Origin of the sequence: Methylacidiphilum caldifontis (genome assembly GCF_017310505.1) — a bacterium.
GTDB classification, from domain to species: domain Bacteria; phylum Verrucomicrobiota; class Verrucomicrobiia; order Methylacidiphilales; family Methylacidiphilaceae; genus Methylacidiphilum; species Methylacidiphilum caldifontis.
Window position 1 is genome coordinate 460,219 of the sequence record NZ_CP065957.1, and the last position, 26,746, is coordinate 486,964.

The window sequence follows — 26,746 nt, forward strand, 5'->3', positions numbered from 1 at the left end:
ATCATGAAACGGGATGAAGAGAAACCCTTCCTTGAACATTTAGAAGATTTAAGGTGGGTAATTATAAAATCTCTGATCGCCTTAGTTGCAGCTTCTCTTCTCTGTTTTATTGAGACTAAACCGGTAATGGCCATTCTTCTTAAACCTCTTAAAGCCTCAGGGGAAGACCCTCAAAAAGTCTTAAGAGTTCTGGGTGTAGTTGACCCACTCAGTGTCCAACTCCAGATTAGTTTGCTAGGAGGACTTGTACTGAGCCTTCCTTTTATCCTCTATTTTGTTGCCCAGTTTATTATTCCTGGTCTTACTCCTTCCGAAGTAAAGCTTCTTTTCCCGATATTCAGTTGTGGGGCTATTCTTTTTATTGGAGGAATCCTTTTTTCTTACTTTATCCTGTTGCCCCAAACCCTGCAGTTTTTCTCCGCCTACAACAAATGGATGGGCATTCAAACCGATTGGACCTTGCAGAACTATTCTAATTTCGTTGTCCAAATGCTCGTTTCTTTTGGCTTGGCCTTTGAATTACCCCTTGTGGTTATTCTTTTGGGCATTCTTGGCATTATAAACTCTGCAACACTGAGCCGTTATAGAAGGCATGCCATTGTGGTCATCGTGATCGCTGCTGCCTGTATTACCCCAACCTCTGATCCCTTGACCCTTTTCCTTCTTTCCGTTCCTATGTATCTATTGTATGAAGGTTCACTTTGGGTGTTAAAAACCATTGAAAACCGTAAAAGAGTCCAAAAAGATCACTCCCCAGAACTTCTCCCTTAGCTCCACACTGCCTTATCCCAAGTATTCTAAGCTCCCTTCCTTGTTTCTAAGATAAACGGAAGCTCCGGGATTCTCCAAGCTTACTTCTATTCTGTTGCCTTCCTCAAGATCGATGACAAACTGCTCGTCTTTTTCGATCGCTCTGTGTACCTTTTGACCCGGACTTAACTCTCCTAAAACTTCCCCCTTTATCTTGAGCTGAAGAAAAGAACCATCTGTAAAATAAAGACAAAACACATTCTCTTTGTGTTCCTTTCTTTCAATCGTTCTTCCAGCAATAATCCGGCTCAGTTTTCTGTTTAATCCCATGCTTTGTTAAAATAACCTAAAGAGCAAATTCCACACAACTGCTTTTGTCTCTTACCTATACTCATATGATCTTCTTTTTTCTGGTATTCCCATGTATTTCTTGTAAGCTTCAATCCAATTGGTAGCAATGGCTTTCTGAGCTTCCTTTAGATCAACAATATTTTCACAGACCAACTTGTGCAATTTATACTCCAACTTGTCTTTGAGATAAGCATTCCAAGGTGATGTCCAATAAGACTGAGGCCAAAGGTTCTTTATCGAGTTCGACCCTCCAAGGCCAAGCGGAATCAAATGATCGATTTCATAATGGTGAGGCTCAGGATGAATAATTCCATACCGCCAGTAGACTTCCCTTTTAACAGCGATAGGAACATTCCTGACCCGTTTTGCATAACCAGGAACACAAATGTCTTCTTTAGTCACATCAAACGTATCCCCAGGAGTCAATTGAGGATCGGGCAGCAGCCGATCTTCAAAGCCAAAAGATGAAATAACTGGCCAAAACAGCCATACAATTAAAGGAAACCAAAACATTTTAACCGATTCCTTTGTCATAAGAAGCCAAATAACTTGTCGTAGTTAATAAAAGAAAAGCCTGAATTCAAGCAGAAAAACCCATCGGAATGGATAGCTTTCAACTCAATCGTGCGCTTTTTCAATAGCCACAACAAAAAAACTTCATCTAAACAAAGAAAGATTACAAAGCCATAACCTCCTTGAGAAAAACAGAGACAAGAAAAACTTTTATCCGTGAAGAGTCGATATCAAGAAGCTGGCAAAGAGCTTTGCGGTAAAGAATAAGCTGAGAAAGGTATTTTTTAACAAGCTCTTCTTTCTTATCCAAAGAAATAGCATCAGTCTTAAAATCATAAATGGAACACTGGACATTCCCCAGTAAGTCTTTTTCAACATGAACCCGATCAAGCGTACCTCTGACCCACTGTCCTTCGACTTCAACACAAAAACTGCGTTCAATCCATATTTTTGTTTCTTCTTTGGGAGTGAATATTTCTTTAATGGATGGTGATTGCAAACAATCCAAGACTTCTTTAAAAGGATTTCTTTCTTTATCTTTCTGGCCGTATTCTAAAGCCTTTTGCTTGAGCTTGAATAAAATGTCTTCAGAAAGCCGTTCGATTTGGGAAAATATCTTATGAACGATTAACCCATGATCGATTCTTTTTCCCTTATCCAAAGAAAATAAAGAATAAAGATTCAACTCCTGAGCGTTTGGTTCCAAAGTAGATGGAGAAACAAACTGGGTCCGGGATAGAGGCCTTGGCGGATAAGGAAAATCCTGGCTTTTTGCCTCCTTTTTTTCTTCTAGTTTGAAAAATTCTTTCTTAGGCCGAGGATTCCATTCCCTTTTTCCTGTTTCAAAAAGGGTTACCAAGGGGTAATCAGGAAAAAACAAGTTCCTGTGAAAAGACGTTGTTCCCAGTCCCTCAAGCAGCAAGTCCTGCCAATAAACCGACTGTCTGGTTGAGTTTTTTCCATTTGTTTGCTGCTGAATTTCTCCTACAATATATAATCCTTGTCTTGCCCTAGTCATGGCGACATAAAGAAGCGAAAGTTTTTCCAGCTGTTCTTCAGCAACAAGCTCTTCATACAAGCAGGACAATTGGGGTTCTTTCTCTGCAATCTCTTTCCGAGGAAGAAAAAAAAGCTTACTTTCCCCGCGACTGGATGTATATGCTATGGGAACATCCCGGGGTTTATTCATCGCTGTTTCTCGGCCCAGTAACTCAGTAACGATAACAACATCAAATTCAAGCCCCTTGGCACTATGCACCGTTCTGACTTGAACTGAAGAAGGATCTTCAGATAGGGGTAAAGAAAAATCTTTGTAATGACTTAAAAATCTCTCAAAATTTCTACTGCCCGTTTTATCGAAAGCCTGGCAAATCTGCAAAATCATCTCCATCCTTTCCTTGTGAAAGTCATCCAGCACTACAGCTTGTTGAAGAAGAGAAAAAAATTGAAAAGCTAGTCCTTCAAATCCTTCGAGAAAAAAAACTTTCCAAAACGCTTTTCTCCATGACACCTCATCCTGGAAAACCGAACCGAAGGGTGTACTTCTAAGCCACCCCAAAGCCAGGGAATCTCCAGGGTGAGCTAAAGCTTGGACCAAGGCAAAGAAAAGTTTTCCAATCAAACTATCCTTTCCGGGATAAAGCTTTCCTTCCAAGGATACTCTTAAAGAAGGACACAAGGAAAGATGTTGAAAAATAGCCTCAGCTTTCCTGTTGGTTTGAACAAGAATGGCACAACTCAAATGTCGTTCTTGAGGTTTTATCTCTTCAACCAACAGTTTTTCTAGAGCCTCATACAGGGAAATACAATTATCGGTCTCTTCCTCTTCCCCATTCTCTTCAACAAAGTTCTCTCCATTTTTTTCTTTTTTAGCTGTCTCAACGCACAAAAAACAGCTATATCCTTCCAGTTCTACATCCATGGCTTGTTGATCAACCCATCTTTTCTTCCATTTCTCTAAAGATTCGGGTAAAAGTTTATCAATCACTTCAAAATTACCAAAGATCATGTTAACAAAATCCAAGATAGCCTTGGATGATCTTCTTGAACCGATCAGCTCCTCCCTTTTTAGTTTGTACTGGGACTCGACTGAATCGATCAGTTCACTGCATGCTCCCCTCCACCCATAAATGCTTTGTTTTGGATCTCCAACACAGAAAAAAGACCGTGACCCATCCTGGTATTGGATCAGCTCGTCAACAAAAAGCTTGATCACTTTCCATTGTAATAGACTCGTATCCTGGAACTCATCGATGAGAAAATGATTCCATTTTTGGTCAAGGTTGTACAAAAAAGGATAAGAACTGTTTAATCCAGTGGCTTCTAAGATGATCCTCGGAATATCTTCAAAACTGCAAAAACCCTGGTTGGTTACACTTTTTCGATAATAAAGATCATAAACGCTCAGTAGGTGCGCCACAGCTCGAGTCCTGCGGTGGGATTTTTCAATAAAATAATCGATCGTCTTTTCTGCTAGCTTTCCCAATGCAGAAGCTAGAGGCTCGGCCAAAGGATATTTTTTCCTTTCCAAAGTTATTTGATCACATTGAGCTGTTTGAGGATCGTAAGCTTTCAAGACATTCTGATACAGTCTTGGAAGGGAGTTGATTTTCAACTTTTGTTCCTCCCATGTTTTAGTCGGCATATCCAGAGATTTTAGGTAGGATCCAATCTCATCGAGCAGGGAAAGAAAAGCTGGATCTTTAATTGTCTCCTCGTTACTTGTAACCAACCGAGGATCTCCCCATAAATCTACACTGGGAAAATCAGAGAAATAAGGATAGTATTTCTGTACCAAGGATAAGTAGTTTGAAAAGATTGTCTTAAGATCATCCCCCAAGAAAACCTTAAAGTTGTCTACAAAAGAAGGGTCAAACTCCTTTGAACTTAATACGTTCCTGATTAATTCCACTTGGATGGTTTTTTTAGCTTTTTCATCCAGGATTGAGAAACGGGCAAAACTAGTCCTTTTATCAAGCGGAATGTAATTCAGTAGAAAATAAAAAAAAGAGTCGATCGTTTGAAAATGCAGGGAAGGAAGATGTTCGATAAGCATTTTTAATGCTCGACAGGCCTTTTTATTTTGGGAAAAAAGATCTGGCTCTATCCCTTCTCTATCTGTTAAAGGAACTGCTAGCTTGGCTAAAGTTGAAAATAGCCGATCTACGATTTCCTGGGCCGCTTTTTTTGTAAAAGTAATAACTACCAGCGAATGGGGAAGAATTTCACCCATTAACAGCTCAAGAACTCTTTCAACTAGCTTATGAGTCTTTCCCACTCCAGCAGAAGCTACGACTATCAAGTGGTCTAACTGTTTTTCCCTGTTCATCGTTTTGTTTAAGCTATAGCTAAATAGGAGGTTCAAAAATTTCTTCTGGACTGCTGTCAAACCAAAAATTCCAGGATGGATAACGCCAAATATCCGCCTTGGGATTGGGAGGCCAAAATTTATTTTCTTTTATCGCTTTGACGACCTTGGAAATAGATTTGGTACTCTCTTCAAGAAAATGGGATTTATCAACTGGCCAAAGTTTTAAAAGGTCATTTTCTTCCCTGTGAGAAAGAAAATAAAAAGCTACCGTGAGGCTTTTCCCCGCTGCCACTGATTTTAACCCATGGTAATACAAAGGAAGTTGAAAATTTAACCATCGCCACTTTTTCCCTTCGAATAAAAAATAAGCTTCAGTAGGGGGTAGCTCTTCATTGGATCTAACCGATTTTAAATGGGTTCGGAAAGGGGCCTGGGCTTTCATAGCTTTATAATCGATGATTTGGAACTCTTCTTCCCTCTGGTCTATTCGATCTATACGACCCCGGATCAACATTCCCTCTATTTCGAGTTCAACTGGTTTTTCTACATCCACAATCTGCCATCCTTCTTTTTTTCTAGCCGCTTGAAACAAGGAAAAGGTTTTAAGCCTACCCAACATCGCTTTTTGCTGGAAATGTAAAGCTAAAGTTCTTGTCTTTCCATAACGGTTGGTCAAAGTTTTTTCCAATTGATCCGAAAGAAACAAAAAGATTTGATCGGGATCTACAAGTTCTCTTGACTCATAATTTTTTCCAAAGAAGGTCAAAACCTCATGGAGAATTCTGCCAAAATCAGATTCAATGAGTTCGGCTTGGGGTAAGACCAAGGGTTGCCATCCTAGCCTATGTTTTATATAAAAGTAAAAAGGACAGCTCAAATAATCGTTAAGCGCACTGACTGAAAGGCATTCTTTGTTATTCAACGAAGGAGAAGGTAGTTTTAATTTAAATGAATCAGTTTTTCCCCTGGGAATGGTTTGGCTTGGCAAGGAACTGAACAGGGTAGATACTCGTCTAGGTAATTCTTTATCCTTCAGGAGAAAAAGAAGACGGGAAGGATACAAGACCTCTCCGTCACTGTCTCGTTTAGATAAAAAAATGTCTATTCTACCCCTCCTACTTAACCTTTCGGAAAGATAACGGAGCAACAGCCCATCTCGGGTAAGACGCATTTCTTGGCTTTTAAGTCCCAACTGTTTCCTTCTCTCCTCATCCAAAATCATGTTAGTTCCTATGGACTTGGGTACATCTCCTTCTTGGAATCCCGCAAGAACCAGATGCGAAGCATCATCCCAAAGCAACTCAAGCCATCCTTTAAGTTCTAACCTTGGAGATTTCCTATCATAAAACAGTCTTTCTTCGTTCATTTCATCCAGCATCAAGGAGAGGAAATCACGACAATCAGCTGGGGCAATGGATGGGGCAAGCAGGCAAAACTGTTCTAGCCGTGTGGTTAAGAGAGAACTCCATTGAGGGATAATTTCTTGAAATGACTCTGAAAAGTTTTCCAGAGCCTCTGCAAAGAAGCTCAATAGCTTTTGTGGCCATTGATCGGATTTCAAACCATCCAAGAACCGATTTACACAGCTAACAAGCCCTTGAGTTTCAGGAGGACTCTCTCCTAAATCATCGAAAAACAAGGGAATCCTTTCCATGGTAAAGCGGTCAAGGCTAGACAAAAATGTATCAAACTTGCCTGGATACCTTTTTTGAAACCATTCGTAATAAAGGGGGCTACGGATAAACTGAGAAAGGTTGTTCCAGGAAGGATCGTTAAGCAGTTCTTTTAAATGGAGGAAAAAATCATAAAAAGGGGTTTCCTTATAAGAAATTCCCGAGTAGTCGAAAAAAGGAATATTATTTTTCTTGAGCTCTTCTTTTAGGATCGCTGTTCCCTGTTCGCGACAGAGTCCAATAGTCGTCGCCTCCTCATAATTTTCACCTGAAATCAGCTTAACAATCTCTTTAACCGTGGCTATTTCATCCCCATATAAATGGATGCATTCATCACTAATTGGAATTGTAAGCTCTCTCCAAGAGTCTTCGATAGGCAACCCCTTAGCATCAAAAAAGGGAGCCAGATCAGAAGTGGCCGGCAGAAGCACGTCAATCTTGGAGAACTCCTTTAACCCTTCCAGGAACTTAATGGCTAAAGGATTTGGATCCAGACAACCCGCAACCACTATATTCTTAATTGCAGGGGGGAGCTTAGGCTCTTGTAATAACTGATGGTAGAAGAAAAAAGGATCGATTAATCCCCTTTTTCCAAGGGTAGAAAAATACTCCTGTTCAAGGAGTGCTAAACTTTTATGAAAACCCTCTTCAGCAGGTTGAATGGATGATAAATCTTTGAGGGTCAAATTTTTTTCTGCAAGTTCATCTTGTGTATCGATAATTACCGTAGTTAGTGAAAGAAGATTTTCAAAATCCCCGCTTTTCATGCTCCAAGACTCAAGGACTCGGTTTTGGAAAGCTTGGTTAAGAACGCTTACCCAAGCAAGCTTCCTTTGCATCCGACTGGCTACTTTCTTAAGATCCAGCCAGCCGTCTGGATGAATTTCGAAGAGGGTCATCGGGGTAATGATCGTGGGGAGGACAAATCCTTGGCCATATTTATTCTTGATGGCTTCAACAAGCATCAGTGCTGAAAATCTGGTGGGGACGATAACAAGAAATTCAGAAAAATCAGCAACCTTGTCCAAACAATGGTTATTTCTTAAAGAAAGCCACTCTACGACACTTACAGGAAAAGGATCTTGCACACCCAGAAACTGCCGCTCAAAATCCATTTTTCCATGCTAACATTTTTTTATGCTCTAACCAACAAAAAGAAAACTCAACCAATTGCAAAGTTTAAATGACTTAAAGCTTGCTTTTTATACCTATTCAGTTCATTTATAACAAAAAGGATTATCTTACTCTTGATGCGGGTGTAGCTCAGTTGGTAGAGCGCAACCTTGCCAAGGTTGACGTCGCGGGTTCAAATCCCGTCACCCGCTCCATTTATTAGAATCGGAAACGCTCCTCTTTTCCCAGTTGTGTGAGGTGCATCAAATGGTATTGTTGTCAATTTGCAGCATTACCAAAAAATCTGACTAATGGAAGAAACAACTGCTAGAATGGCAGACAAGATCAGCAATTGATAACATCACGCGGAGTTCAAGGCATTGCACGAAAAAAAACTATCAACCAACCGAATAAAGACAGGGATATATCTGGTCGTGGCAAGTGGTTGAAAGAAACAAGCACTTCTGGAACTACCTAGATTCCTTGACCTCAGAAAAAGCGTGATTCTAAAGCCACCGAGTTGCAGATGCATGAACTCTTCAAGCATATCGAGAGCTTGGTGGAACAAACAATGACTAAAAAAAGTTCGATCCTCTAGGTTGAGGTCGTCATGCCACGATTGACCAGCCAGAGTTTTTTCTTAAAAAAATCAGCCTCTTTCGTTAAAAAGGGTAAATATAATTTATGTCAAGAATACCATCTTTCACTCATAGACTCGGTAAGGCTCTTTGGTGAAAATCTACCACCAAGGAATAATTCTTAGGAGAGTACAAACTTCGGAAGTACAATCTGGATTGCTCGTGTTCAATAATACTAGTGTAAGATTTAATATTGCATCCTAACTCAAAGCACGAGAATCTCGATCAACAAGTCCAGGTCATCGTTCGCAGTGTAGTGATCGACTTTTCTAAGTGAATTCGAATGATGGCAAGTGTATGGGACTTATCCTTGTCAGTCTGCTCACGCAAATCCCGATCAGCAAAAACTGATAGGCTGGTTATTAAGGCATCGTCCTCTAATAGACAATAGAAGTATGGTTTTTCCACTTCTTGAGGATAGTCATTCTCTGGTATTTCCTGTTCTTTAGGAATTCTAAGGGCATCTAGGAGTGTCTTAAGGCGGTTATCGAGATCACCAACCTGCGAAAGCATAGTTCCAGGCTCTTCCGGAACAAGAAGAAGCACCTCAAGATGAACGATATGCATATCACTCTCACGTATAAGTGCTACCGGCTGAAATCCACGAATAGAATCTGGTGGTTTTTTATGCAATTCTTTTTCAATACTTTCCTTGACATGTTGCATTGGCCTCCGGTCAAGTAAGCATTTTATTTGTGGATGGAATACACGTCGAATGGTCTGCTTAGACTCGGGTCTCCCATTGCTTACCAAGGATCCTTCGTAAATTAAACGGAACTCCACCTTTATTCCTCCCACGATCGCGTCCACTTATATTGATATCATATTAGTAACCAGCGCCTCAATGATATTTTATTGACACTTTTATTACAGCTTTTCTCGCTTTTACAATTGGAAATAAAAGGAAATAGAAAAAAGGAGTACAATTCTTTACATTTTTGAGATGAGAGACTTGGCTTTGTGAAGTGTGAATACACAAATGAGTCCCTATCTTCCAGCTTCGTATAACTAATTCGTCTTGAGCATTAAGACGAGGGTAAACCTTTCTCAAAAGGTCTCAATATTCCGGCAAAAAGCAGATTTCAGGTTGAGGAAATGCATAGCGAAAGACTTCTTCTTTCAATACTGTCACCTTCTGCATATTGTTGTCGTCGGATTTTAAGATTAACTTAAGCTCTAATCTTCTAAATACTCTCTACTCGTACTGCTTCAAAATTGCGAGAATATCGGAAAATTACAGATGGTCTTCTAAGGCCTGGAGACATCCGCGGTAAAATGAATAAGTTGCAGCAACCTTTTGCTACGGGTATCTTTTTTCATTGGGCGAAGTGTTTAAACCTCCTAACCAAGAACATGATAAATCTTGGGGGTATATATTTGAACAGGACAAGTTAAGTAAATCACTTAAGACATTGCTGAGAGCAATTAGAGTTCTCGACGGTTCTTTCGGGATCAAATATTCAACAACATTTAATAAAATCTCATTATAAAAATGCTCATATTTTGCACTATCTATAACTGGAAATTTTTTACTAAATGTGTTCTATAACATGCTTAAGGCTTTTTCAACATACCCACAATTAGCGAGAAACCGTATTTGATCAGTCTTTCGACAGCAAGGGAAAAACTGGTATTGCACAAGCTTTATTTTTAATCTTTCTTCTTTTCGTCTGCGAGAATCAAATGAGGTATTCATGGGCTTGGAAGAGATGAGCATTTCTAAAGACTCTGAATCATTTAGTTATCCGAACTTGTTCATATTGAACAATAGGAATATTTCCTATATTCAATAGAAATTTTATTGACCCCTCACCTATTGACAGAGAAACGTTATACTTTTATTTTCGAAAAACCTTTTACTCTGCTCACAAGTAATGAGAAAAAAAATTTGTCATTGTAAACAAAGCAACGAAGCTTAAAACAACAGGCAAACCCCAAAATACAAAACCCAAAACAATCTGTTTCCTTATTTCTGAGAAATCACATACAGCAAGGCGGTATCTAGGATCATCCAGAGAAGGGACAAGATAAGGACAATTTCAACAGCGATAAAGAAATTGGTCGATATAAATTCCCTTGCCGAGTTGTAGGATTGTTCTACCCGGTCTAGCTTGACTTTTACAGCTGAAGCGATGTCGTCGATATCAAATTCTTTTTCCACGTACTTATAAATCGTCCGCAGGTGCCAATCTGAAGCTATCTGGTTAACATTGGCAAAGACCGAGTATATCGACTCGACAATCGATAGTTTATCTTGAACGAAATTCATCCCCTCTTCAGAAAATTTCTGGTAGCGTTGGGGCATCATCCAAAACTTATACCATGGAGGCAAATGGGCTAAAATAGTCTGGGCCTTGTCCAGTTCCCTATCCAACAAGAAATTATAGGAACGCAAGTTCCAGTAAAGGGCATAGACAAGCCGGATGATATTCAATATGACCTGGGATTCGTAAGAAGAGACGACTGCTCCAAACCTTTTGATCAGGATCAACTCGTTTTCGTAATAGCCAAAGTTAATCAATTTCTCGTTCTGGAGTACAAAGGGAGAAAGGCTATCGTAGTTGGGTTCCCCTGAAACAATACCATAAAGTCTCTTATAATGCTGTTCAATAAAGGCTTCAGCATCTTTGACAATTCCAGGTTCCAAAGAGAAAATAGGAAATAGGTCTAGTTCTTCAAGACGGTACACATACTGGTAGCTTGCAAACTGCTTGGCTTGTTCAATTAAACTGTTCACGAACGTCTTGACCCAGGCCAATATCCCCAAAGAACCCACGTTAATTGATCGCACTTCTATGGCAAGCGATGTCAGGAAAGCCATCTCTGCTTCGATGGGAAAAGAGACTTCAATAAGCCCTACACCAAACTTATAAATCTGGGTAACGACTTGAGCTTTAGCAGAAAATTTGTCCTTGAAAGAAACGAGGTGCGTGGTCCTTGTTGAAATTTCTTTGACAATCCTGTTGGCTTCCTCACCTCCAAACTCAAGTTCCAAACCCAAATCAAAAGGAATAAGAATTGAAACCTCCGCTTTCATTTCCTCTCTTAGCGCTTTGAAAATATATAGCAGGACCGACTCTTCGGAAAATGAAAACCCTCAAGCTACAGTTCTATGGGCAACCGGCCTTTCCAAAAGAGGGTTGCAAAAGAAAAAAGTTCTAAGGCAAAGGGCAGATACCCTAAATAACCAAGAATAGGCATTTCAAAAACAGGAAAAAAACCCAAATAAGGGATATGATAAACCCATTTTGGATCAGATTTCCAATTCCATGTTTCCCAACATAACCCACAGATCAATACCCCAATACCCAGAGAAACGACTCCTCTCCAATCTCCCCTCTGTAAATCTCCAAAAAGGATTGATCTTTTTCGGAGAAACGCATTAAGAGGTTCAGTTAGAAAAAAAAGAAAAATCCAGCACAAAGGATAAAAAACTTTGGGAAAACTTAAAAGGAGCACAAGACATAATAAGCCTAAAAGAGCAACTAACTTTTTGGAACCAATAATAAAGGGCTTACGCTTTTTAAGGCTAGCAACCCATCGCCATTGTCTAACCCATTCAGCGGTCGTTAAAACGGCAGGTATAACCGTTGAAAAACTTAAGGAAGCGAACAAAAAATAACTTACTGGGCCAAACTTATGGCTTCCCCTGTATTCCCAATTTTGAATACGAAGATTGATCCCCTCAAAAAGCCACCAGAACGGAATGGAAAAGAGAAATAAAAAAAGATAAGTTAACCCCATTCGCGTCAATGGGGAATCGCCTTTTCTCATGACAATTAACCCATCGACAGTCAAAATATAACCAAGCCATATAAAGAAAAAGAGATAATGAGTCCTTGCCCCTTCGATCAGGAGGTTAGCTATCCATGAAAAGCTAAGCAATCCAATACCTATATAGAAATGCAACCCAAGGTAAGCCTGAGTTTGAACAGAGTAGCTCTTCATCGCTCAGAATTAAAATAAAAAGAAATAGGAAGAATAGCCACTGGCTATTTGAGTTGGAGGATCAAAAAGCTGCTGACTTTTGCTTTCTTAGTGGGCTGAGTTTGCGATCTTGTACTTGATCTGATGGGCAAGTTGAGGATTAAGGTTTTCAATTTTAGTTAAATCTTTATCCCTCTCATTGAAATCATGGAGTTGGTTTTCTAGGAAAACGAGATTAATCAGTGGCCTAATATCACCTGGAAGATTTTCCTCAGCCCTGTGCCATGCATCAATCGCTTCAGGGAACAGGTGAAGTTCTTGACAAAGACAGCCTAAATTAAACCAACCCATCCCGAAACGGGGATCTATCTGGATCGTTTTTTTATACGCATCCAGGGCAACCAATCTTTCACCCACCTTCTGGCTTAATACCCCAAAATTGAACCACCCATCTCGATCCTTGGGATTGAGTTGGACGACTCGCAAAAAACAAGCCCGAGCAAACTTTTCCTGTTCCATTTTCAATAACACCAGCCCCAAGTTATACCATATAGAAGGATTCTTGGGCTCAAGAAGGCTCAACTCTGTATAAGCCTCCGAGGCTTGTTCCCATTTAGCTAGAGCCAAGTAAGATTCGGCTATCCCTACCCACGCACGTATAGATTGAGGGTTTAACCTTGCCGCTTTCATAAAAGCGCCGACTGACTTATCCCAATTTTGCATTTTCTGGAAAATTTCTCCCATAAGCAGCCAGGCACTGACATGCCTAGGTCGAGATTCTACATAGCTTTTGAGTTCTTCAACGGCTCTTTCGAATTGACCGATTTGATTTAAACAGATCCCTAGAGGATAAGCGATCTCCTTGGAAAGAGCTCCATCTTCCCTTGCCTTAAGTAAGGCGTCTATCGCCGGGTTCCATTCTTTACGGGAGATCATGATCTGGGCAAACAAAATAGGATAATGATAATCTGTTTCATTTAAGGAAGTTGCTTTCCTAATCGCAAAATCCGCTTTATCCAACAGAGAAATTCTTAAATAGTTTGCTGCAGCCGACGCCCAGGCAACGTCAGATTTAGGAAACACTTGGATGAGTAGATCAGCATTCTTTTCGATATCGCTTCTCTGAACACTTTGCCACAAATTGATCCAATAAGGTGAAGAAGCAAGCCTAGGATCCTGTTCTCCCTTCTGCTTGATCGCATCCAGGTTTTCCTTCCAAAACGCATATTCCATGAGTCTATCCGCTTTATCCAAGATTTCTAACGGAGCACTTAATAACCTTGCTCTAACCAACTCCTTTTGAGGGTCAATTCCATCCACTATGCCAATCGTTTGATCTTTTTCGTTGATTACTGGACTGCCTAGTAATACTCCAGCTGTCTCCCCAGAAAAATACAGATGTTGACTATCCGTTTCCGGCAGTTCTTTAAGTTTGTATTTACCTATTTTCCTTGGTTCCTCAGGTGTTGGAAGAGGAATGAAAAACTCAAGCCCTGCTCCTTGAGGCCAACTATCCTTTGAAACGATTCTCAAGGCAGAAAAAGATTTGCCTTCCACCTGGACCAAAAGCAAATCTTTTTCAGGTTCTCTTAATATCCAACCCAAGTACTGAACCGGCCGAAAATCCCATCGCTTTGTTTCTTTAACCGTTTTCCCATAGAACACATTGGATAAGGTTAAAACCTTGCCGTCTGCCGATAAGATTATTCCTCTAATCCATTGTGAAGAGCCATTAGAATCGACGACAGAAAAATCAACAATTCTTGAGGTCCAAAAATCGGCATCGAAACTCGATTCTTCGGCTCTTAATAAAGAAAAGCAATAAACTAACGGAGTTAAATAAAAAAGTAAAAAGAGAAACCAATCTTTAAACAGCCAAAAAAGTTTCACAATAAGACTATTCGTTTTTACAAAGAAAAGCAGGCAGCAACTATATACAAAAAAAAGCTTAAAAAATAAAGGATAACTTATTGATTAAATTAAAAGAATAAATGCAACGAAATCAGTCTATGGTTAACCATAAAAAAGGATTTCTTATGAAAATTGGAAAGGATGAATCTATACAGATTACTTATGATGGGCAGTTAACAAGGGACCAACTGCACGAACAATTTTGTCTAAGGCTGGGCGTATAGCATTTAGGTAATCTTCGTTAAAATCTCGGTAACCGTCATAAAGCCAAACATGAGCTCTCTGGATATTTCCAAAAGAACCCAAGGGTATTCCTTTTGATTCCTTCGAAGGATAATATTCGGCAAATAGACGTACAACAATGTCTGTAGCGGTATTGGTTCCTATAAAAGAATACCTCCATCTGCCCAAATCGACCCGAACAATGGGAATCCCTTCCTGAGCTTGGCTCATCTTATCAATCCTTTTTACTTCCAAGGAAGGATAAGCTCTTTTGAAAGCAGAAATCGCTTCTTTATAGAAGAAATCTCTTTGGGAAAGATAATCATACCTGGACAAAACGAATTCCGGCGGCCTGTTAAACCATGCTTCAGGAACAGCTAAAATGTATATTTTGTCATGTGACGGTAAGGAAACATCCTTTTTAGCGCTAAATGCTAAATTTAAAAAAGAAATAAGAAATAAAAGGGAAAAGAAGAAAACTTTTCTTTTCACATATTATTATACTTGTCTTTTCCGAAGAAAACAAATGCAGAAGAAAAAACTTCATTCATCGACTAGGGCTCGAATTACTATTTCTACTCTACGGTTCCTAGCCTGCTCTTCGATTGAACCTCGAGGATTAACAACAGGATGACTTTTCCCATAACCGGTCGCATGAAAGTTATACATGCCCCGAGGAAGATGAGCTTCTAACCATTGCTGAACGGCAAAAGCTCTCTGTTCACTCAGTTGCAAATTATACATCTCATCGCCGAAAGTATCCGTATGCCCTCCAATTTCAACATCAGCCCGGTTGTATTTTTTTAATATTTCGAGCACCTGGAAAAGGAGAGGTTCAGCAGTTGGTTTAATGTTGGCTGAATCAAAGTCAAAAAGGATATCACTAGGAAGACGCAAAACGACAGGTTGTGGAACCCTGGGATCAAAATTAGCTGCTGCTTTAAATTGGGTTTGAATATCATCTACTCCAGGAATGCCTTCTCCCCCACTCGTTCCGGTAGGATGGGTTCCCGCTTGGCCAGGTGCACTCGCTCCAGGGATAGGATCATGACCAAGACCCGAAGGCAGAATATTGTTCGTATTCGGCACGCCCGGAGAGGAAGGCCCGACGATCATGTGCGAAATCATGGATTGGAGCTGAGACTTAGTATCTTCTTCATAAGGACTAAGTTCAGTAGGAGGAGTAGGAGACAGTACCGCAACTTCAGGAGCTCCTCCCGGTACCACAGAAGGCATGGGAATCCTCACCGGGTTAGCTTGAGTTACGTCTTGAACCAAAGGATTGATGGCTTTGATCTGTTTTGGAGCTTCAAGGGCTGGGATTGGAGTTACCGACGGACTTTTGGTATCAGCCCGAGCCTGAAAAATCGAAGCAGGTAGCTCAGCTCTTTTTAAATCTAGTCTGCGGTTAAATTTTTTGGCTGTGGAAGGCAAAGAGATGTTTTTGATGCGGATAGGACCAACTGTCACAATAAAACCCAAATGAAGAAGGATCGAAATGACAATTGCTAGGGTAAGTGTTTTCCGATCCAGAACTATGGAAAGTGAAGGGAAAGGTTCAGTTTTCATCAAGTGTCCGGTTTAAATGAAGGATATTTTTCTTTGAGTTTTTTTTCCCAGAAAGCAGCTTGATCACTATCACCCGCCTTTGAAAAAGATAAAATGGCCTTTTGCATCGCTCGGGGAGTAATGTGATCATCTTGATAGATCAGGCTTAAGGTTGTATAAGCCTTGGCCGCTTCCTTATAATTTTTTTGAGCAAGATAACTATCTCCAAGGAGCATGCGAGCTTTCGCATTATTCTCCCCCTCAGGTTCTTTAAGCATGACTTCCTCTAAATTCTTCTGTGCTTGGGCAAATTCTCCCAGGGCAATCTGTGTCTCAGCCAATCCCAACAGTACGGGGGAATTATTTGCGGAGTCTGGAGCCGATTTCTGGAACTCAAGGTAATAGTTGTTCGCTTCTTTCCAGTTCTTAAGTTTGCGATCCGTTTCCGCTAGCAACCATAAACTTGAAACGAAATACTTATCTTGGGGTTTAGCCACCTGAATGACCTTTTTAAAATAAAGAACAGCGCTATCCCATTTTTCTTTTTTGAGGAGTTGGCAGGCTATCCAGTAATAAAGTTCAGGAGGAATGGGTTCAGCACCACTCTTAAAATTGTCTTCATAGGATTGGATATAACCACATACCTTTTCTACATCATCTTGATGATAAGATATCCAGGCGAGCATCAAGGTAGCCGCTAAATAGAGCTTTTCAGGCTCAGTTTCCCGGGCAATGGAAAAATATTCCTTTGCCTGATCATACTGTTTTTCATCATATTTCTGCTGTCCGACGATCCATGCCGCTATACCCCGGTAAGAAGAACGAGGGTAATCGGTCAATACTTTCTGCATAGTCTCCGCTGCAAGACTCTTTTCCTTGAGTTCGTAGGCTAAAATGCCAACATGTTCAAGACAGGTCTGTCTTTCGGGATCCGTTCTCTTCAGAGCTTGCAAAGCTTCTCTCCACCATTTCAAAGCTTCACTCTTTTCCCCAATTTTTTCCAGACAACTCGCAAGGCTCATTTTTACTGGGATGAGTTCTTTTGAATGGGGATAGTTTGTCAAAAAACTTTTGTAAAGCGATGCGGCTTCAGTCCATTTTTCAAGTCCATAATAGGCATTAGCCTTTCCCAAAAGAATGGCTCCTGGTGGAACAAACGCAGAATGCACAGATTCCAGTTTTTCCCAAAGTGGAAGGGCCAAGGCAAACTTTCCAGTCTTGATGAAGTCTTCGGCTTTTAAGTAAATAAGAGCATAGAGATAGGGGGAAGAAGGATACTGGAGGGAAAATTGACTAATATTGGTTTCCAAGGAGCTCTTATCAAGGTAATAATTGGCTAATACTTTTTCGTAAGCAGCAAGGTCAACGAGGCTAGATTTAGGATATGTAGTTATAAAAGCATCGAGAAGAGAGGTGGCCTTGGAATATTCTTTCATTTCCAAATAGGCATTGGCAAGATCAATCTGAAGTTTCTCTTTCTGGCTATCGACAAACCCATCATTATGTTTCTCATAAAACTGGATGGCTTCGTTGTACCTTTTTTGCGATAGATAAAACTGAAACAGCCCGCTGTTAGCCAACTTATTCCATTCCGTGTAAGGAGGACCTCCTGAAGCTTGAGTAAAAAAAAGCTCGGCCTCTTTAAGTTGACCCGATTTCCAAGCTGCCCAACCGCTCCGAGCTAAAGCTTTCGATCTAACAAAAGGATCCTTTGTTTCGCGCAAGACAACCGACCAATACTGCAAGGCCTGTTTCCAGTCAAAAATCGACTCGTAATAGGCTGCAAGGACTCCAGCAGCATCTACTCTAAGATCTGGAGCCTTGTCAACCAGCTCCCGCAACTTGTAAATCCCTTTTTCTTCTTCCTTTGTTTGGAGCTGACATAAAGCAAGCAAGAAACTAGCAGCCCTTGAGGTTTGAGGATCGGCTTTTTCGGTGGCGACCTTAAGTGCAACAATCGCTTTGGAAAATTCGCCCAGTTCAGATTCCAATTTTCCTACCCAAAAATAAGCTGTAGGAACAAAAGCACTAGAGGGATCATTTTGAATAAGCATCTGATAAATTTTTATCGCTTCCTCTTTTCTTCCTATCATCCGATAACAATCAGCCATGGTAAAAAGCGCTTCCGTTTTTTTGCCTGCAGCTAAAAAGGGCAGAATCTTATACAATATCTTGATCGCTTCCTCGTAGTTGCCCTGCCTATAAAGGGCCACTGCTCTATCTAGCTCAAGATCAGCTGTGGGGACGATTTCAACCGATTGACTAATCTTTTCTGTACGAGCCAGAAGTAATCTTTCGGCGCTCAAAAAATGGAAAAGCGTAAAAACAAAAAATAAACCGGCACCAAATTTTTTGTTCCAGATAAGCTTCCTGAACTTCATTCCTTTTTATTACTAACTATTAAAAACCCAAAATTCATTTTTTTCCTTTAACGGGAAGAAGTCATATCCGGCCGATTCGTCGCAAAGGCTATATTCCAGGCATTGACTCCCCGACAAACATCCAAAACCTTTATGACTTCCTTGTAGGAAGTCTCTTCATCAGCCCGGATAATAATCGCTTGATCCGGATACTGCTGAATTACACCTTTTATAATTTCTTCGAGTTCTTGTGCCGAAACAACTCTATGATTCAAATTGACTTGCCCATCTTTGGTTATGTTTATAATCACTTCTCCAGGTAGCCTCCTTGGCATTTCCCCATTTTTGGCCTTTGGAATTTTTACTTCAAGATCCGCCTCGTATCGCGCCAAATTCCAGGTTAACAAGAAAAAAGAAAGCAAAAACATGATCACATCGATCATCGGCGCCAGTTGCAAGCCAATCTGTTCTGTTCCTACCCTTTTCCTAAAATTCATATGACAATGCTCACCTATTATTCTTCCTTGATTTCGTCGTTATTTTCCTCCTCAAAAGATGAAGAAGCAACCGTTTTGAGTTCGGGGGAAGTTTTGTATTTCTTGTTCAAAAGATAAATTTCTTGAACCCATATCACAGACCTTTCTTCAAAAACAGAGATGAGATATTGGACCCTCCCTCTAAAGAAAGAGTAAAAAAACATGGCCACAATGCCTACAATAAGACCAATTGCTGTTGAAACTAAAGCTTGTGAAACCCCCCCTGCAAGCAAAAGGGTCCTCATTGGGGAAGGTTCGGCAGCGATCGAGCCAAAAGATCTTAATATACCCACCACAGTCCCAAAAAGACCCAACATGGGTGCAATCACTCCTGCATCGAGCAAATAAAGAATACGTTGGTTGAGTAATGAAGAATAACCGCTGCCAAAAGCTTCAGCTACAGCAACAACTGACTCCAAATCTGCATCCTTGTGCTTGGATAAAAAACTAATTACCTCTTTTAAAAGCCGGGCACATCCTTCAGACCTGTTTTTTATGACTTCTGACACCAAAGATATTTCACCTTTCCGGAGTGCATTTTCTACTCTCCGGTCCAAGTCTTTTGTCCAGACAGCAGAAATACGAATGGAAATAAAATAATAAAAAATCAAAGCCACAACGAGAAAAGAGATAAAAAAAAGGGGATAGATTACCCACCCCCCCGATTTAAGGAGGTCAAAGACGGTTATTGGTTTTGTTGTCCCTTCTTCTGCTGCCGCTGCCCAAAAAAGAAAACCATTATGTATAAAATAAACTAAATTCATGATCAAAAATTGGTTTGCCTCTATTTAGATAATTTAAAAAAAAATATGGAGAAAAGTCATGAACTATTTCTTTTTAGTTTATTAATTAAAATGCCATTGGCAATCTTGATTGAATATTGAAAAAAACTATTTTTTTTTATATTTCCATTTAAAAAACTAAAAACACAGTGAAATACAACTCTCTTTTACTCATAGGTGCTCCCGGTTCCGGCAAGGGAACTCAAGGTAAAATTCTTGGAACTATTCCTGGCTTTTTTCATTTTTCTTCCGGAGATCTTTTTCGTTCAGTCGATACGCAAAGCCTCATCGGGAAAACATTTCTTGAATATTCTTCAAAAGGCTTGCTTGTCCCCGATGAAATCACCGTTGAACTTTTTAATTCCTATATTGAAAAGATGATTACAGAGAGAAGATTCCGTCCAAAGGTTGATTACCTTGTCCTGGATGGACTTCCTCGAAACGTGAGGCAATGGCAGATCCTTTCAGACAAGGTAGAAGCCCTTTATGTCTATCATCTTTATTGTTCTGACCGATCTATCCTTGAAGCACGACTCAAGGGAAGAGCCGCATCAGATCACCGAATGGACGACAATGAAGAAGTGATAAAAAAACGCTTCGAAGTGTATGAAAAAGAAACAAAACCCCTGTTAAATCTTTTTTCTCCAGAACGTCTTATCGAGATCGACTGTTCTGTGCTTCCCTACCAGGTATTGCGCGAAATATTAAAACCCCTACCCTGAAAAGAAAAATTTTCTTTTTTTAAGGAGCGATGTTTTTCTTAAGACTATTCGTAGCTATAGGTTTTAGTCGTCCCTTGAATTGTCTTTTCCGTAGCCAGATCATTCCAAGCAGGTCAACAGTCGCTTGAATCGCTCTTTTCCATGAAATGACCTTGCTTTTTCCTGCCCTTCTTGGGCGATGGTTAACTGGGCATTCTCCCACTTTAAAGCCCATCGCTAGTGCCAGGGCGGGAATAAACCGATGCATGCCATTCCATCCAGGAAGTCTCCGGGCTACCTCTGCCGTCATAATTTTTAATGAACAGCCTGTATCCCGGGTGTTATCAGCCAAAAGTACCGAACGAATAGCATTAGCAATCCGGGAAGAAATTTTCCGAAACCAACTGTCTTTCCTGTTCTTGCGCAACCCCGTGATCAGATCCAACCCCTCGGCTTTCAATTGGGAATACAATTTTTTTAGATCTCTCGGGTCATTTTGCAGGTCCGCATCCATAAAAGCCACATACCGGCCTGAAGCTTGACTAATCCCAAAATACATGGCTGCGCTCTGGCCGCTTCTTTCTGTCAAATCTAACCAGACTATCGGGAATCTTGGGGTGGAAGCCGGCCGCTCGTAACTGTCTGTACTGCCGTCATTAACCATAACGATTTCTACATGAAGTCCCAAGGACTCAAGTGCATGGTCCAATTCGGTCAGTAAAGCGGGAATATTTTCGGCTTCATTATGGAAAGGAATAATAAGGGAAAGATCCACCGGTTCGGTTCTCTCGTTAATCACAGTCATTATTTAACTCTATAAATTGGCAATTTTCTATTTTAAAATTTAGAGAATTTAGCTCCTTTCCTAAATAACCGAATCAACCCTTAGCAATAGTATTTGGGTTGAAATCTTCAGCATATCTTTTCATCTTAACAACAAGTCTTTCTAAGACTTTAGCCTTATGTTCAGTGGTAAGGCTGGCCGAAATGAGTTTTTTGTGCGTCTCATAGGCCTGCTGAAATGCCCACAACCAAAAATTCAATCCTAAACCTTGGGCTTGTTCCAGGTTATGACCAAAAACCCATGGGTTTATCCTTTCTCCCGATTTCTTTTTGGGATAAACAAACTCGGCTTCTTCAGTTATGTTTAACTTCAAGTACTTCCCCTTTCCCTGAAATTGGAGCAACCCCTTTTTGATTAAAATTAAACCCAGACAAGCCCAAAATATTCTTTGGGATAAGGAAAGAATAATCCCTATTTCCGACCCTCCTTCTTGCAATAAACTGCGCAATTCCACAAATGCCAGATCGAATTTTGCACCCATTACAAGATCACAAAACCTCCAGATAACCGTTTCTCTTCTTCCACAAAAAAGGTCGGTTAAAGCCTTTTCTTCGATTCTGCCCTTTGCACCAAGATAGAGGGAGAGTTTTTCGATTTCCATATCGAGCAAGGAACGCTGGGATCCTGATTCGATCAAAAGTTGTAGCGCAACGTTTAGATCTGCTTCAATTCCATTTTCTTCAAGTTTTTCCATCACCTCCATAACCGAGGAGGAATCTAGAGGATCGAGTTTAGTTGTCAGTTCAACCTTAAAGAGCGATTTAAGCTCCTGGAAGAGCTTTTTCCTTTTGTCTATCGACTCAGCAAGGATAACAACAATGAGATTTTCAGGGGGATTTTCTTTAAGGATTCTTAGAATTTCTTCAACCCCCTGCTCTATTTTTTTCTCTCCCAAGCCACCGGCAGCTAAAAACCGAGCATTTTTCCAAAAGATAAGCTTGAGTTCATCAAAGAGTGGAGGAGTTAAAATTTCTTCTTTGAGCTGTCCAAGCACAGCTATCGAGTCCGATGTGCTTTCTTTATTATCATCAAGGCTCACCAGCTCTATGCTAGGATTTTCTTTCTTGCACTGCTCAATGAAAGCTAAAGCTTTCCTCTGGGCTTCATAAAAATCTTCACCCCCAAAAATAAAAACACGATTTTTTTTGTTCTCTTTACCTTTCATCGATTCATGAATAAAATGAAAATGCCATGGAACATCTTTGGGCACCTTGGAGAAAAGCCTATTTTGAAAAAGAAGAAACAACAGCTCATCTCTTTGAAATCATCGCTCAGAGTCAGGAGGATGAAAAGAATTTTGTTTTAACTCGAGGTAAAGTATCTTTTTCTCTTCTTAACCGTTATCCCTACAATACAGCTCATTGTATGGTTGTCCCCTATAGGATAATTAAAAGTATCACGGAGTTAACCGAAACCGAAATGTTAGAATGCTTTCATACCCTTAACAGGCTTTGCAAAAGCATTCAAAGGCTTTTTTCTCCCCATGGTTTCAACGTAGGATTAAATATTGGAGCTGCAGCAGGTGCAGGAATCGAAAGCCACCTCCACTGGCATCTAGTCCCCCGTTGGAGAAATGATACCAATTTCATTACAACCATTGGTCATACACGAGTTCACCCCGACGATCTGCCTACGGTTTATAAACTGCTCATCGAAGATCTTGCACGGGAAGAAGAAGATGTGTAACCAAGTTAAAATTCAATCCTTTTTCCCTAAACTTAACCTTCTTTTGTTTTTTCTCATTGCTCCAAAAATTAAACAAAAATATCTTTACAAAACTTAAAGATTGAATAGAGTGATGGTCTTTCCCATGAGTGGTTTGAAATTAAGGATCGGAATCCCCAAAGGAAGTTTAGAAGATGCGACGATAGAGCTTTTTGAAAAGGCTGGTTACATCGTTGCACGGAGTAGTCGTGCTTACAGGCCAGCCATAGACGATGATGAACTGGAGGTCAGGCTTGTCAGACCTCAAGAAATTGCCCGCTATGTTGAACAAGGGTTTTTGGATTGCGGTGTTACAGGCAAAGATTGGATCTTAGAAAACGATGCCGACGTACATGTCATTTGTGAATTAAAATACAACAAGTCCACCTCCCTTCCTGTTAAATGGGTACTGGCTGTACATGAAAACTCGCCCATCTACAAGCCTTCTGATCTACAGGGTAAATGGATAGCTACGGAGGCAGTCAACATGGTTAAACAATATCTAAAGAAACTGGGCATAGAAGCTCACGTCGAATTTTCCTGGGGGGCTACAGAAGTAAAAGTACCTGAACTTGTCGATGCCATTGTGGATATAACTGAGACAGGCTCTTCATTAAGAGCAAATCATTTGCGGGTCATTGATGTCATCTTGGAAAGTTTCCCTCAATTTATCTGTTCACATAAAATATGGGAAGAACCTGAAAAAAGAAAAAAACTTTCCTCTATGGCTCTACTTTTACAATCAGCTTTGAATGCCAGGAACAAGGTTGGGCTAAAGATGAACGTGCCCAAAGAAAAATTAACTGATATTCTAAAAATTTTACCCTCACTCCGTAACCCTACTGTTTCCCCTTTAGCGGATGGACAATGGGTGGCGGTGGAAACAATTCTAGATGAAAGTCAGGTTAGAGATCTTGCTCCGCAATTAAAAGAAATGGGAGCGGAGGGGATTATTGAATATTCTTTAAACAAAATCATCTATTAAGAGTTTATAGGACATGGGATCATTAAAAAAACGCCGCAAGGCAAAAATGAACAAGCATAAGCGCCGCAAACGAAGGCGTGAAAACAGACATAAAAAAAGATTAAGGTATAAGGCATAAATAAGTATTCCTTTCAAGTTCAGGATATTTATAGCCGATAGTTTTAACTAAGGCCTCATCCGCCCCTACCGATCATTTGCGCAGGAACAAGCAACCGGCCGATTCCAGTTGTCGTGTTTGTATCTAAAAAGAATCACGGCTGCCCCTATGCTTTTAAGGGCTTCCTACACAAGGTGTTCTTGAGGTAACTTTTGAGCAACACCGACCATGGTTGCGTACAGAAAAGGTGTCCTAATAATCCAGATAGTTTGCATCTCAATCATTGCAGAAGATTTCATTCCCACCGTTGAGTCAGCCCTGGAATGCAACAGGGATATCGTCTACATGAAACAGAAAGCAAAACATGCCCACACAGGCTGCTTCAGAGAGGTCAAATAAAATACATACAGCCAGTGCCTGATTGCGGCCATCACCATAAACCTAAGGGATAAAACCGGGAACAACCTAGATAGAGCTTTCGAGCACAGCTAGCTTTTTTTACACAATTAATGTGTGCCTATTGCCCTCTGATCAAGCATTGGTTTCATCGCAACGATACAATATTTGCATCCAGGAATGTTATGATTCCGGTATGTGATTTGTTTAAGTAGAGCTCAAAGCCTAGCGGAATCACAGAAACCTGATCCACAGAGGATTTTCCAAGGTCTCTTATGGAAAAAGTCTAAATTCAGCGTTCCATAGCTAAAAGCCAAGCGGCTTTAGCGGACCTTAACCTTTACTAAAGGGATAGGGATGGTTAACAGATCTCAATCCTTTTTTCCATTGAAAGTATCGCTATGATTTTTCCCAAAAGCATTGTTTTAATCTTTGGTCAAATCATGGAAATTCCCTTTAAGGATTAAAGGGGTCTAAATTATAAAAAGAGCAGTGAGTGGGCTACCAGTATCCATTCATATCAAAATATTTCTGGACAGCTCATATCTGAGAGAAATATAATTATGGATTATGATTGTCTTGAGTTCTTTTTCTTTCCAATCGTCCTTACGAAAACATTTCAACCGTTTTCCCTTATTTATTTTAATAACTTCACTTTTTACAATTTTATTCTTTGCTCAACCAGCAAACCTTTTGGCAAGGAGTCGACATCATGGTAGCCATGCGAACTTTAGTAACCTGAGTTACGAGCAAGTCTCCTCTCTTGTTCAAGCCAGTGGTGTCTTTTTGTATGACGCCACAACCCATAAAGTCCTATTTGCCAAAAACGATGATGTTCCCTATGCCCCTGCCAGTACGACCAAACTCATGACCGCCCTGCTCGTTTACGAAAAAACCGGTTTTAAAGGTGAGGTTAGGATCAAAAGAGAAGATACACTGATCCAACCTTCGCATGTTCCCTTGATTGCAGGAGAAGTCGTTTCGATTTACCAGCTTGTCGAAGAACTTTTAATTGGATCTTGCAACGATGCCGCTTTAGCTCTAGCTCGGGCTTGCAGTGGTTCGGTGGAAAAGTTTGTTGAAGAGATGAATCACAAAGCACAGTTGCTTGGCTGCTCAAACACCCATTTTGTTAATCCTCATGGACTTTTTGAGCCTGGACAATATACGACTGCGCGTGATCTCATGCGCATATTTCAAGCAGCTATAAGAATTCCGGCCATTAGTCAAATTTGTCAAACACGCATGATCCATTTTCAAAACGGCGGCATAAAGCGTGTGATGTATAACCACAACCGACTACTTGGTCGCTACTCGGGCATGGGACCAGCCAAGACTGGATGGACAAGAATTTCCCAGCATACCTATGCCGCAGCTTGCGAAAGAAACGGACATACTCTTTATCTGACCATACTCCATAGTCCAGATAAATGGTATGACGCACGCATTCTTTTCGATTATGGCTTTGCCCAGGTAAAACCGCAGTATACTGTTGAAGAAAAATTTTAAAAACTTATAAAAAGCCAGTACTCTTTTCTTTTCTAACTATTCCTCATGAATGAGCTGTGGCAAGCGATCCTTTTAGGAATCATTGAAGGGGTAACTGAATTTCTTCCTATTTCGAGTACAGGACATCTTCTGGTTGCTGAACATTGGCTAGGAGAAAAGTCTGAAACTTTTAACATATTTATTCAACTGGGTGCCGTTTTAGCCGTATGTCTAATCTATAAACAAAGGGTATCCAGTTTTCTCTTCTTATGGAAACACACGGATAAAATTCCCTATTTTCTTAAACTTTTCCTAGCTTTTACCATTACTTCCATCCTTGGACTTGGGGTAAAAAAAATGGGTTGGGAGCTTCCTAAGGACCTTGGACCGGTTATCATAGCTATATTCGGAGGAGCCTTTTGGATCTATTTTGCAGAAAAAGCAACCGTCCATAGGCAATCCTTTGCAGAAGAAATCAGCTGGTTAACAGCGATTTGTGTGGGAGTAAGTCAAGTTGTAGCCGGAATTTTGCCCGGATTTTCAAGGTCAGCAGCGACAATCCTCATGGCGGTACTTCTTGGTGTTTCTCGACCTGCTGCCACCGAGTTTGCTTTTCTTCTAGGGATACCGACAATGTTCGCGGCTAGCCTTTTTTCATGGATCGAAGAGACCCATTTTTTAAAAACACCTTCGATTGACTCCCCTTTGACACTGGCTATCGGTTTTTTCATATCCGCAATCGTGGCTTTTATCTCGGTAAAATGGCTTCTTTCTTTTATTCAAACCCATACCTTCATTCCTTTTGTTTGGTATAGGATAATACTTGGCTTTTTCCTGCTCGCTCTCCTTGCTTTTGGTTGGAAAGCTGTCTAGCCATTTTTCAAAGATAACAATTGT

21 protein-coding genes and 1 tRNA gene are annotated in these 26,746 nt (G+C 40.4%); 7 read left to right on the forward strand and 15 right to left on the reverse strand.

The genetic code is table 11. The features are described 5' to 3' along the window. Positions 1–3: 3 nt before the first annotated feature. Positions 4–771 (forward strand): twin-arginine translocase subunit TatC, encoded by a 768-nt coding sequence (gene tatC / locus IT6_RS02210; protein ID WP_206827306.1) that lies wholly within the window; start codon positions 4–6, stop codon positions 769–771. A 12-nt stretch (positions 772–783) separates the two neighbouring features. Here the strand turns inward: tatC and IT6_RS02215 are convergent, their stop codons facing one another. The 4 genes from IT6_RS02215 to IT6_RS02230 form a co-directional block, all read right to left on the reverse strand. Beyond that, entirely contained in the window at positions 784–1,080 is a 297-nt protein-coding gene (locus tag IT6_RS02215; RefSeq protein WP_206827308.1) for a hypothetical protein, read from the reverse strand. Positions 1,081–1,131: 51 nt separating this feature from the next. Beyond that, positions 1,132–1,614, reverse strand: coding sequence for an HNH endonuclease (locus IT6_RS02220; protein WP_242524296.1), 483 nt, complete (start codon positions 1,612–1,614; stop codon positions 1,132–1,134). Between the two features lie 163 nt (positions 1,615–1,777). Then, on the reverse strand, positions 1,778–4,942 hold the full coding sequence (locus tag IT6_RS02225; RefSeq protein WP_206827310.1) for a UvrD-helicase domain-containing protein: 3,165 nt from the start codon (positions 4,940–4,942) through the stop codon (positions 1,778–1,780). 19 nt (positions 4,943–4,961) lie between these two features. Continuing rightward, positions 4,962–7,712: a PD-(D/E)XK nuclease family protein gene (locus tag IT6_RS02230; protein WP_206827312.1), complete on the reverse strand. Its 2,751-nt coding sequence runs from the start codon at positions 7,710–7,712 to the stop codon at positions 4,962–4,964. Positions 7,713–7,849: 137 nt separating this feature from the next. Here IT6_RS02230 and IT6_RS02235 point away from each other — a divergent pair. Further along, positions 7,850–7,925 (forward strand) — tRNA-Gly (locus IT6_RS02235). Positions 7,926–8,573: 648 nt separating this feature from the next. Here IT6_RS02235 and IT6_RS02240 read toward each other — a convergent pair. The 9 genes from IT6_RS02240 to IT6_RS02280 all read right to left on the reverse strand — a co-directional run bounded on the left by IT6_RS02240 (position 8,574) and on the right by IT6_RS02280 (position 19,616). Beyond that, entirely contained in the window at positions 8,574–9,014 is a 441-nt protein-coding gene (locus IT6_RS02240) for a hypothetical protein (protein ID WP_206827313.1), read from the reverse strand. Positions 9,015–10,314: 1,300 nt separating this feature from the next. Next, positions 10,315–11,385, reverse strand: coding sequence for a hypothetical protein (locus IT6_RS02245; RefSeq protein ID WP_206827314.1), 1,071 nt, complete (start codon positions 11,383–11,385; stop codon positions 10,315–10,317). Between the two features lie 65 nt (positions 11,386–11,450). After that, a complete protein-coding gene (locus IT6_RS02250) occupies positions 11,451–12,296 on the reverse strand; it encodes a hypothetical protein (protein ID WP_206827315.1) in 846 nt (281 codons plus the stop codon). Between the two features lie 87 nt (positions 12,297–12,383). Continuing rightward, positions 12,384–14,165, reverse strand: coding sequence for a tetratricopeptide repeat protein (locus IT6_RS02255; RefSeq protein WP_206827316.1), 1,782 nt, complete (start codon positions 14,163–14,165; stop codon positions 12,384–12,386). A gap of 177 nt (positions 14,166–14,342) precedes the next feature. Further along, positions 14,343–14,900 (reverse strand): hypothetical protein, encoded by a 558-nt coding sequence (locus IT6_RS02260; RefSeq protein ID WP_206827317.1) that lies wholly within the window; start codon positions 14,898–14,900, stop codon positions 14,343–14,345. Between the two features lie 51 nt (positions 14,901–14,951). Then, a complete protein-coding gene (locus tag IT6_RS02265) occupies positions 14,952–15,977 on the reverse strand; it encodes an OmpA family protein (protein WP_242524297.1) in 1,026 nt (341 codons plus the stop codon). Continuing rightward, on the reverse strand, positions 15,977–18,337 hold the full coding sequence (locus tag IT6_RS02270; protein ID WP_206827320.1) for a tetratricopeptide repeat protein: 2,361 nt from the start codon (positions 18,335–18,337) through the stop codon (positions 15,977–15,979). The genes IT6_RS02265 and IT6_RS02270 overlap by 1 nt, the downstream gene beginning before the upstream one ends. 47 nt (positions 18,338–18,384) lie before the next feature. Further along, positions 18,385–18,813 (reverse strand): ExbD/TolR family protein, encoded by a 429-nt coding sequence (locus IT6_RS02275; protein WP_134439010.1) that lies wholly within the window; start codon positions 18,811–18,813, stop codon positions 18,385–18,387. A gap of 17 nt (positions 18,814–18,830) precedes the next feature. Then, positions 18,831–19,616, reverse strand: coding sequence for a MotA/TolQ/ExbB proton channel family protein (locus IT6_RS02280; RefSeq protein WP_242524298.1), 786 nt, complete (start codon positions 19,614–19,616; stop codon positions 18,831–18,833). Between the two features lie 167 nt (positions 19,617–19,783). On the opposite strand from IT6_RS02280, the gene IT6_RS02285 reads away from it, so the two are divergent. Continuing rightward, a complete protein-coding gene (locus tag IT6_RS02285) occupies positions 19,784–20,356 on the forward strand; it encodes an adenylate kinase family protein (protein ID WP_206827324.1) in 573 nt (190 codons plus the stop codon). A 19-nt stretch (positions 20,357–20,375) separates the two neighbouring features. Here IT6_RS02285 and IT6_RS02290 read toward each other — a convergent pair whose 3' ends face one another. Together IT6_RS02290 and holA are read right to left on the reverse strand one after the other, a co-directional pair. After that, a complete protein-coding gene (locus tag IT6_RS02290) occupies positions 20,376–21,140 on the reverse strand; it encodes a glycosyltransferase family 2 protein (RefSeq protein ID WP_206827326.1) in 765 nt (254 codons plus the stop codon). A 73-nt stretch (positions 21,141–21,213) separates the two neighbouring features. Continuing rightward, positions 21,214–22,389, reverse strand: a complete 1,176-nt coding sequence (gene holA, locus IT6_RS02295; RefSeq protein ID WP_242524299.1) for a DNA polymerase III subunit delta — start codon at positions 22,387–22,389, stop codon at positions 21,214–21,216. Between holA and IT6_RS02300 the strand changes: the two genes are divergently transcribed. The 4 genes from IT6_RS02300 (at position 22,371) to IT6_RS02320 (ending at position 26,722) form a co-directional block, all read left to right on the forward strand. Continuing rightward, complete coding sequence (locus IT6_RS02300; protein WP_206827328.1) at positions 22,371–22,865, forward strand: HIT family protein; 495 nt, start codon at positions 22,371–22,373, stop codon at positions 22,863–22,865. The two genes, holA and IT6_RS02300, sit on opposite strands and share 19 nt — an antisense overlap. A gap of 124 nt (positions 22,866–22,989) precedes the next feature. Beyond that, positions 22,990–23,868, forward strand: a complete 879-nt coding sequence (gene hisG, locus IT6_RS02305) for an ATP phosphoribosyltransferase (protein WP_206827330.1) — start codon at positions 22,990–22,992, stop codon at positions 23,866–23,868. Positions 23,869–25,054: 1,186 nt separating this feature from the next. Further along, the gene (locus tag IT6_RS02315) at positions 25,055–25,870 is read left to right on the forward strand and encodes a D-alanyl-D-alanine carboxypeptidase family protein (RefSeq protein WP_242524300.1); all 816 of its coding nucleotides are present in this window, start codon (positions 25,055–25,057) and stop codon (positions 25,868–25,870) included. Between the two features lie 45 nt (positions 25,871–25,915). Beyond that, a complete protein-coding gene (locus IT6_RS02320) occupies positions 25,916–26,722 on the forward strand; it encodes an undecaprenyl-diphosphate phosphatase (RefSeq protein WP_206827332.1) in 807 nt (268 codons plus the stop codon). Positions 26,723–26,746 lie beyond the last annotated feature (24 nt).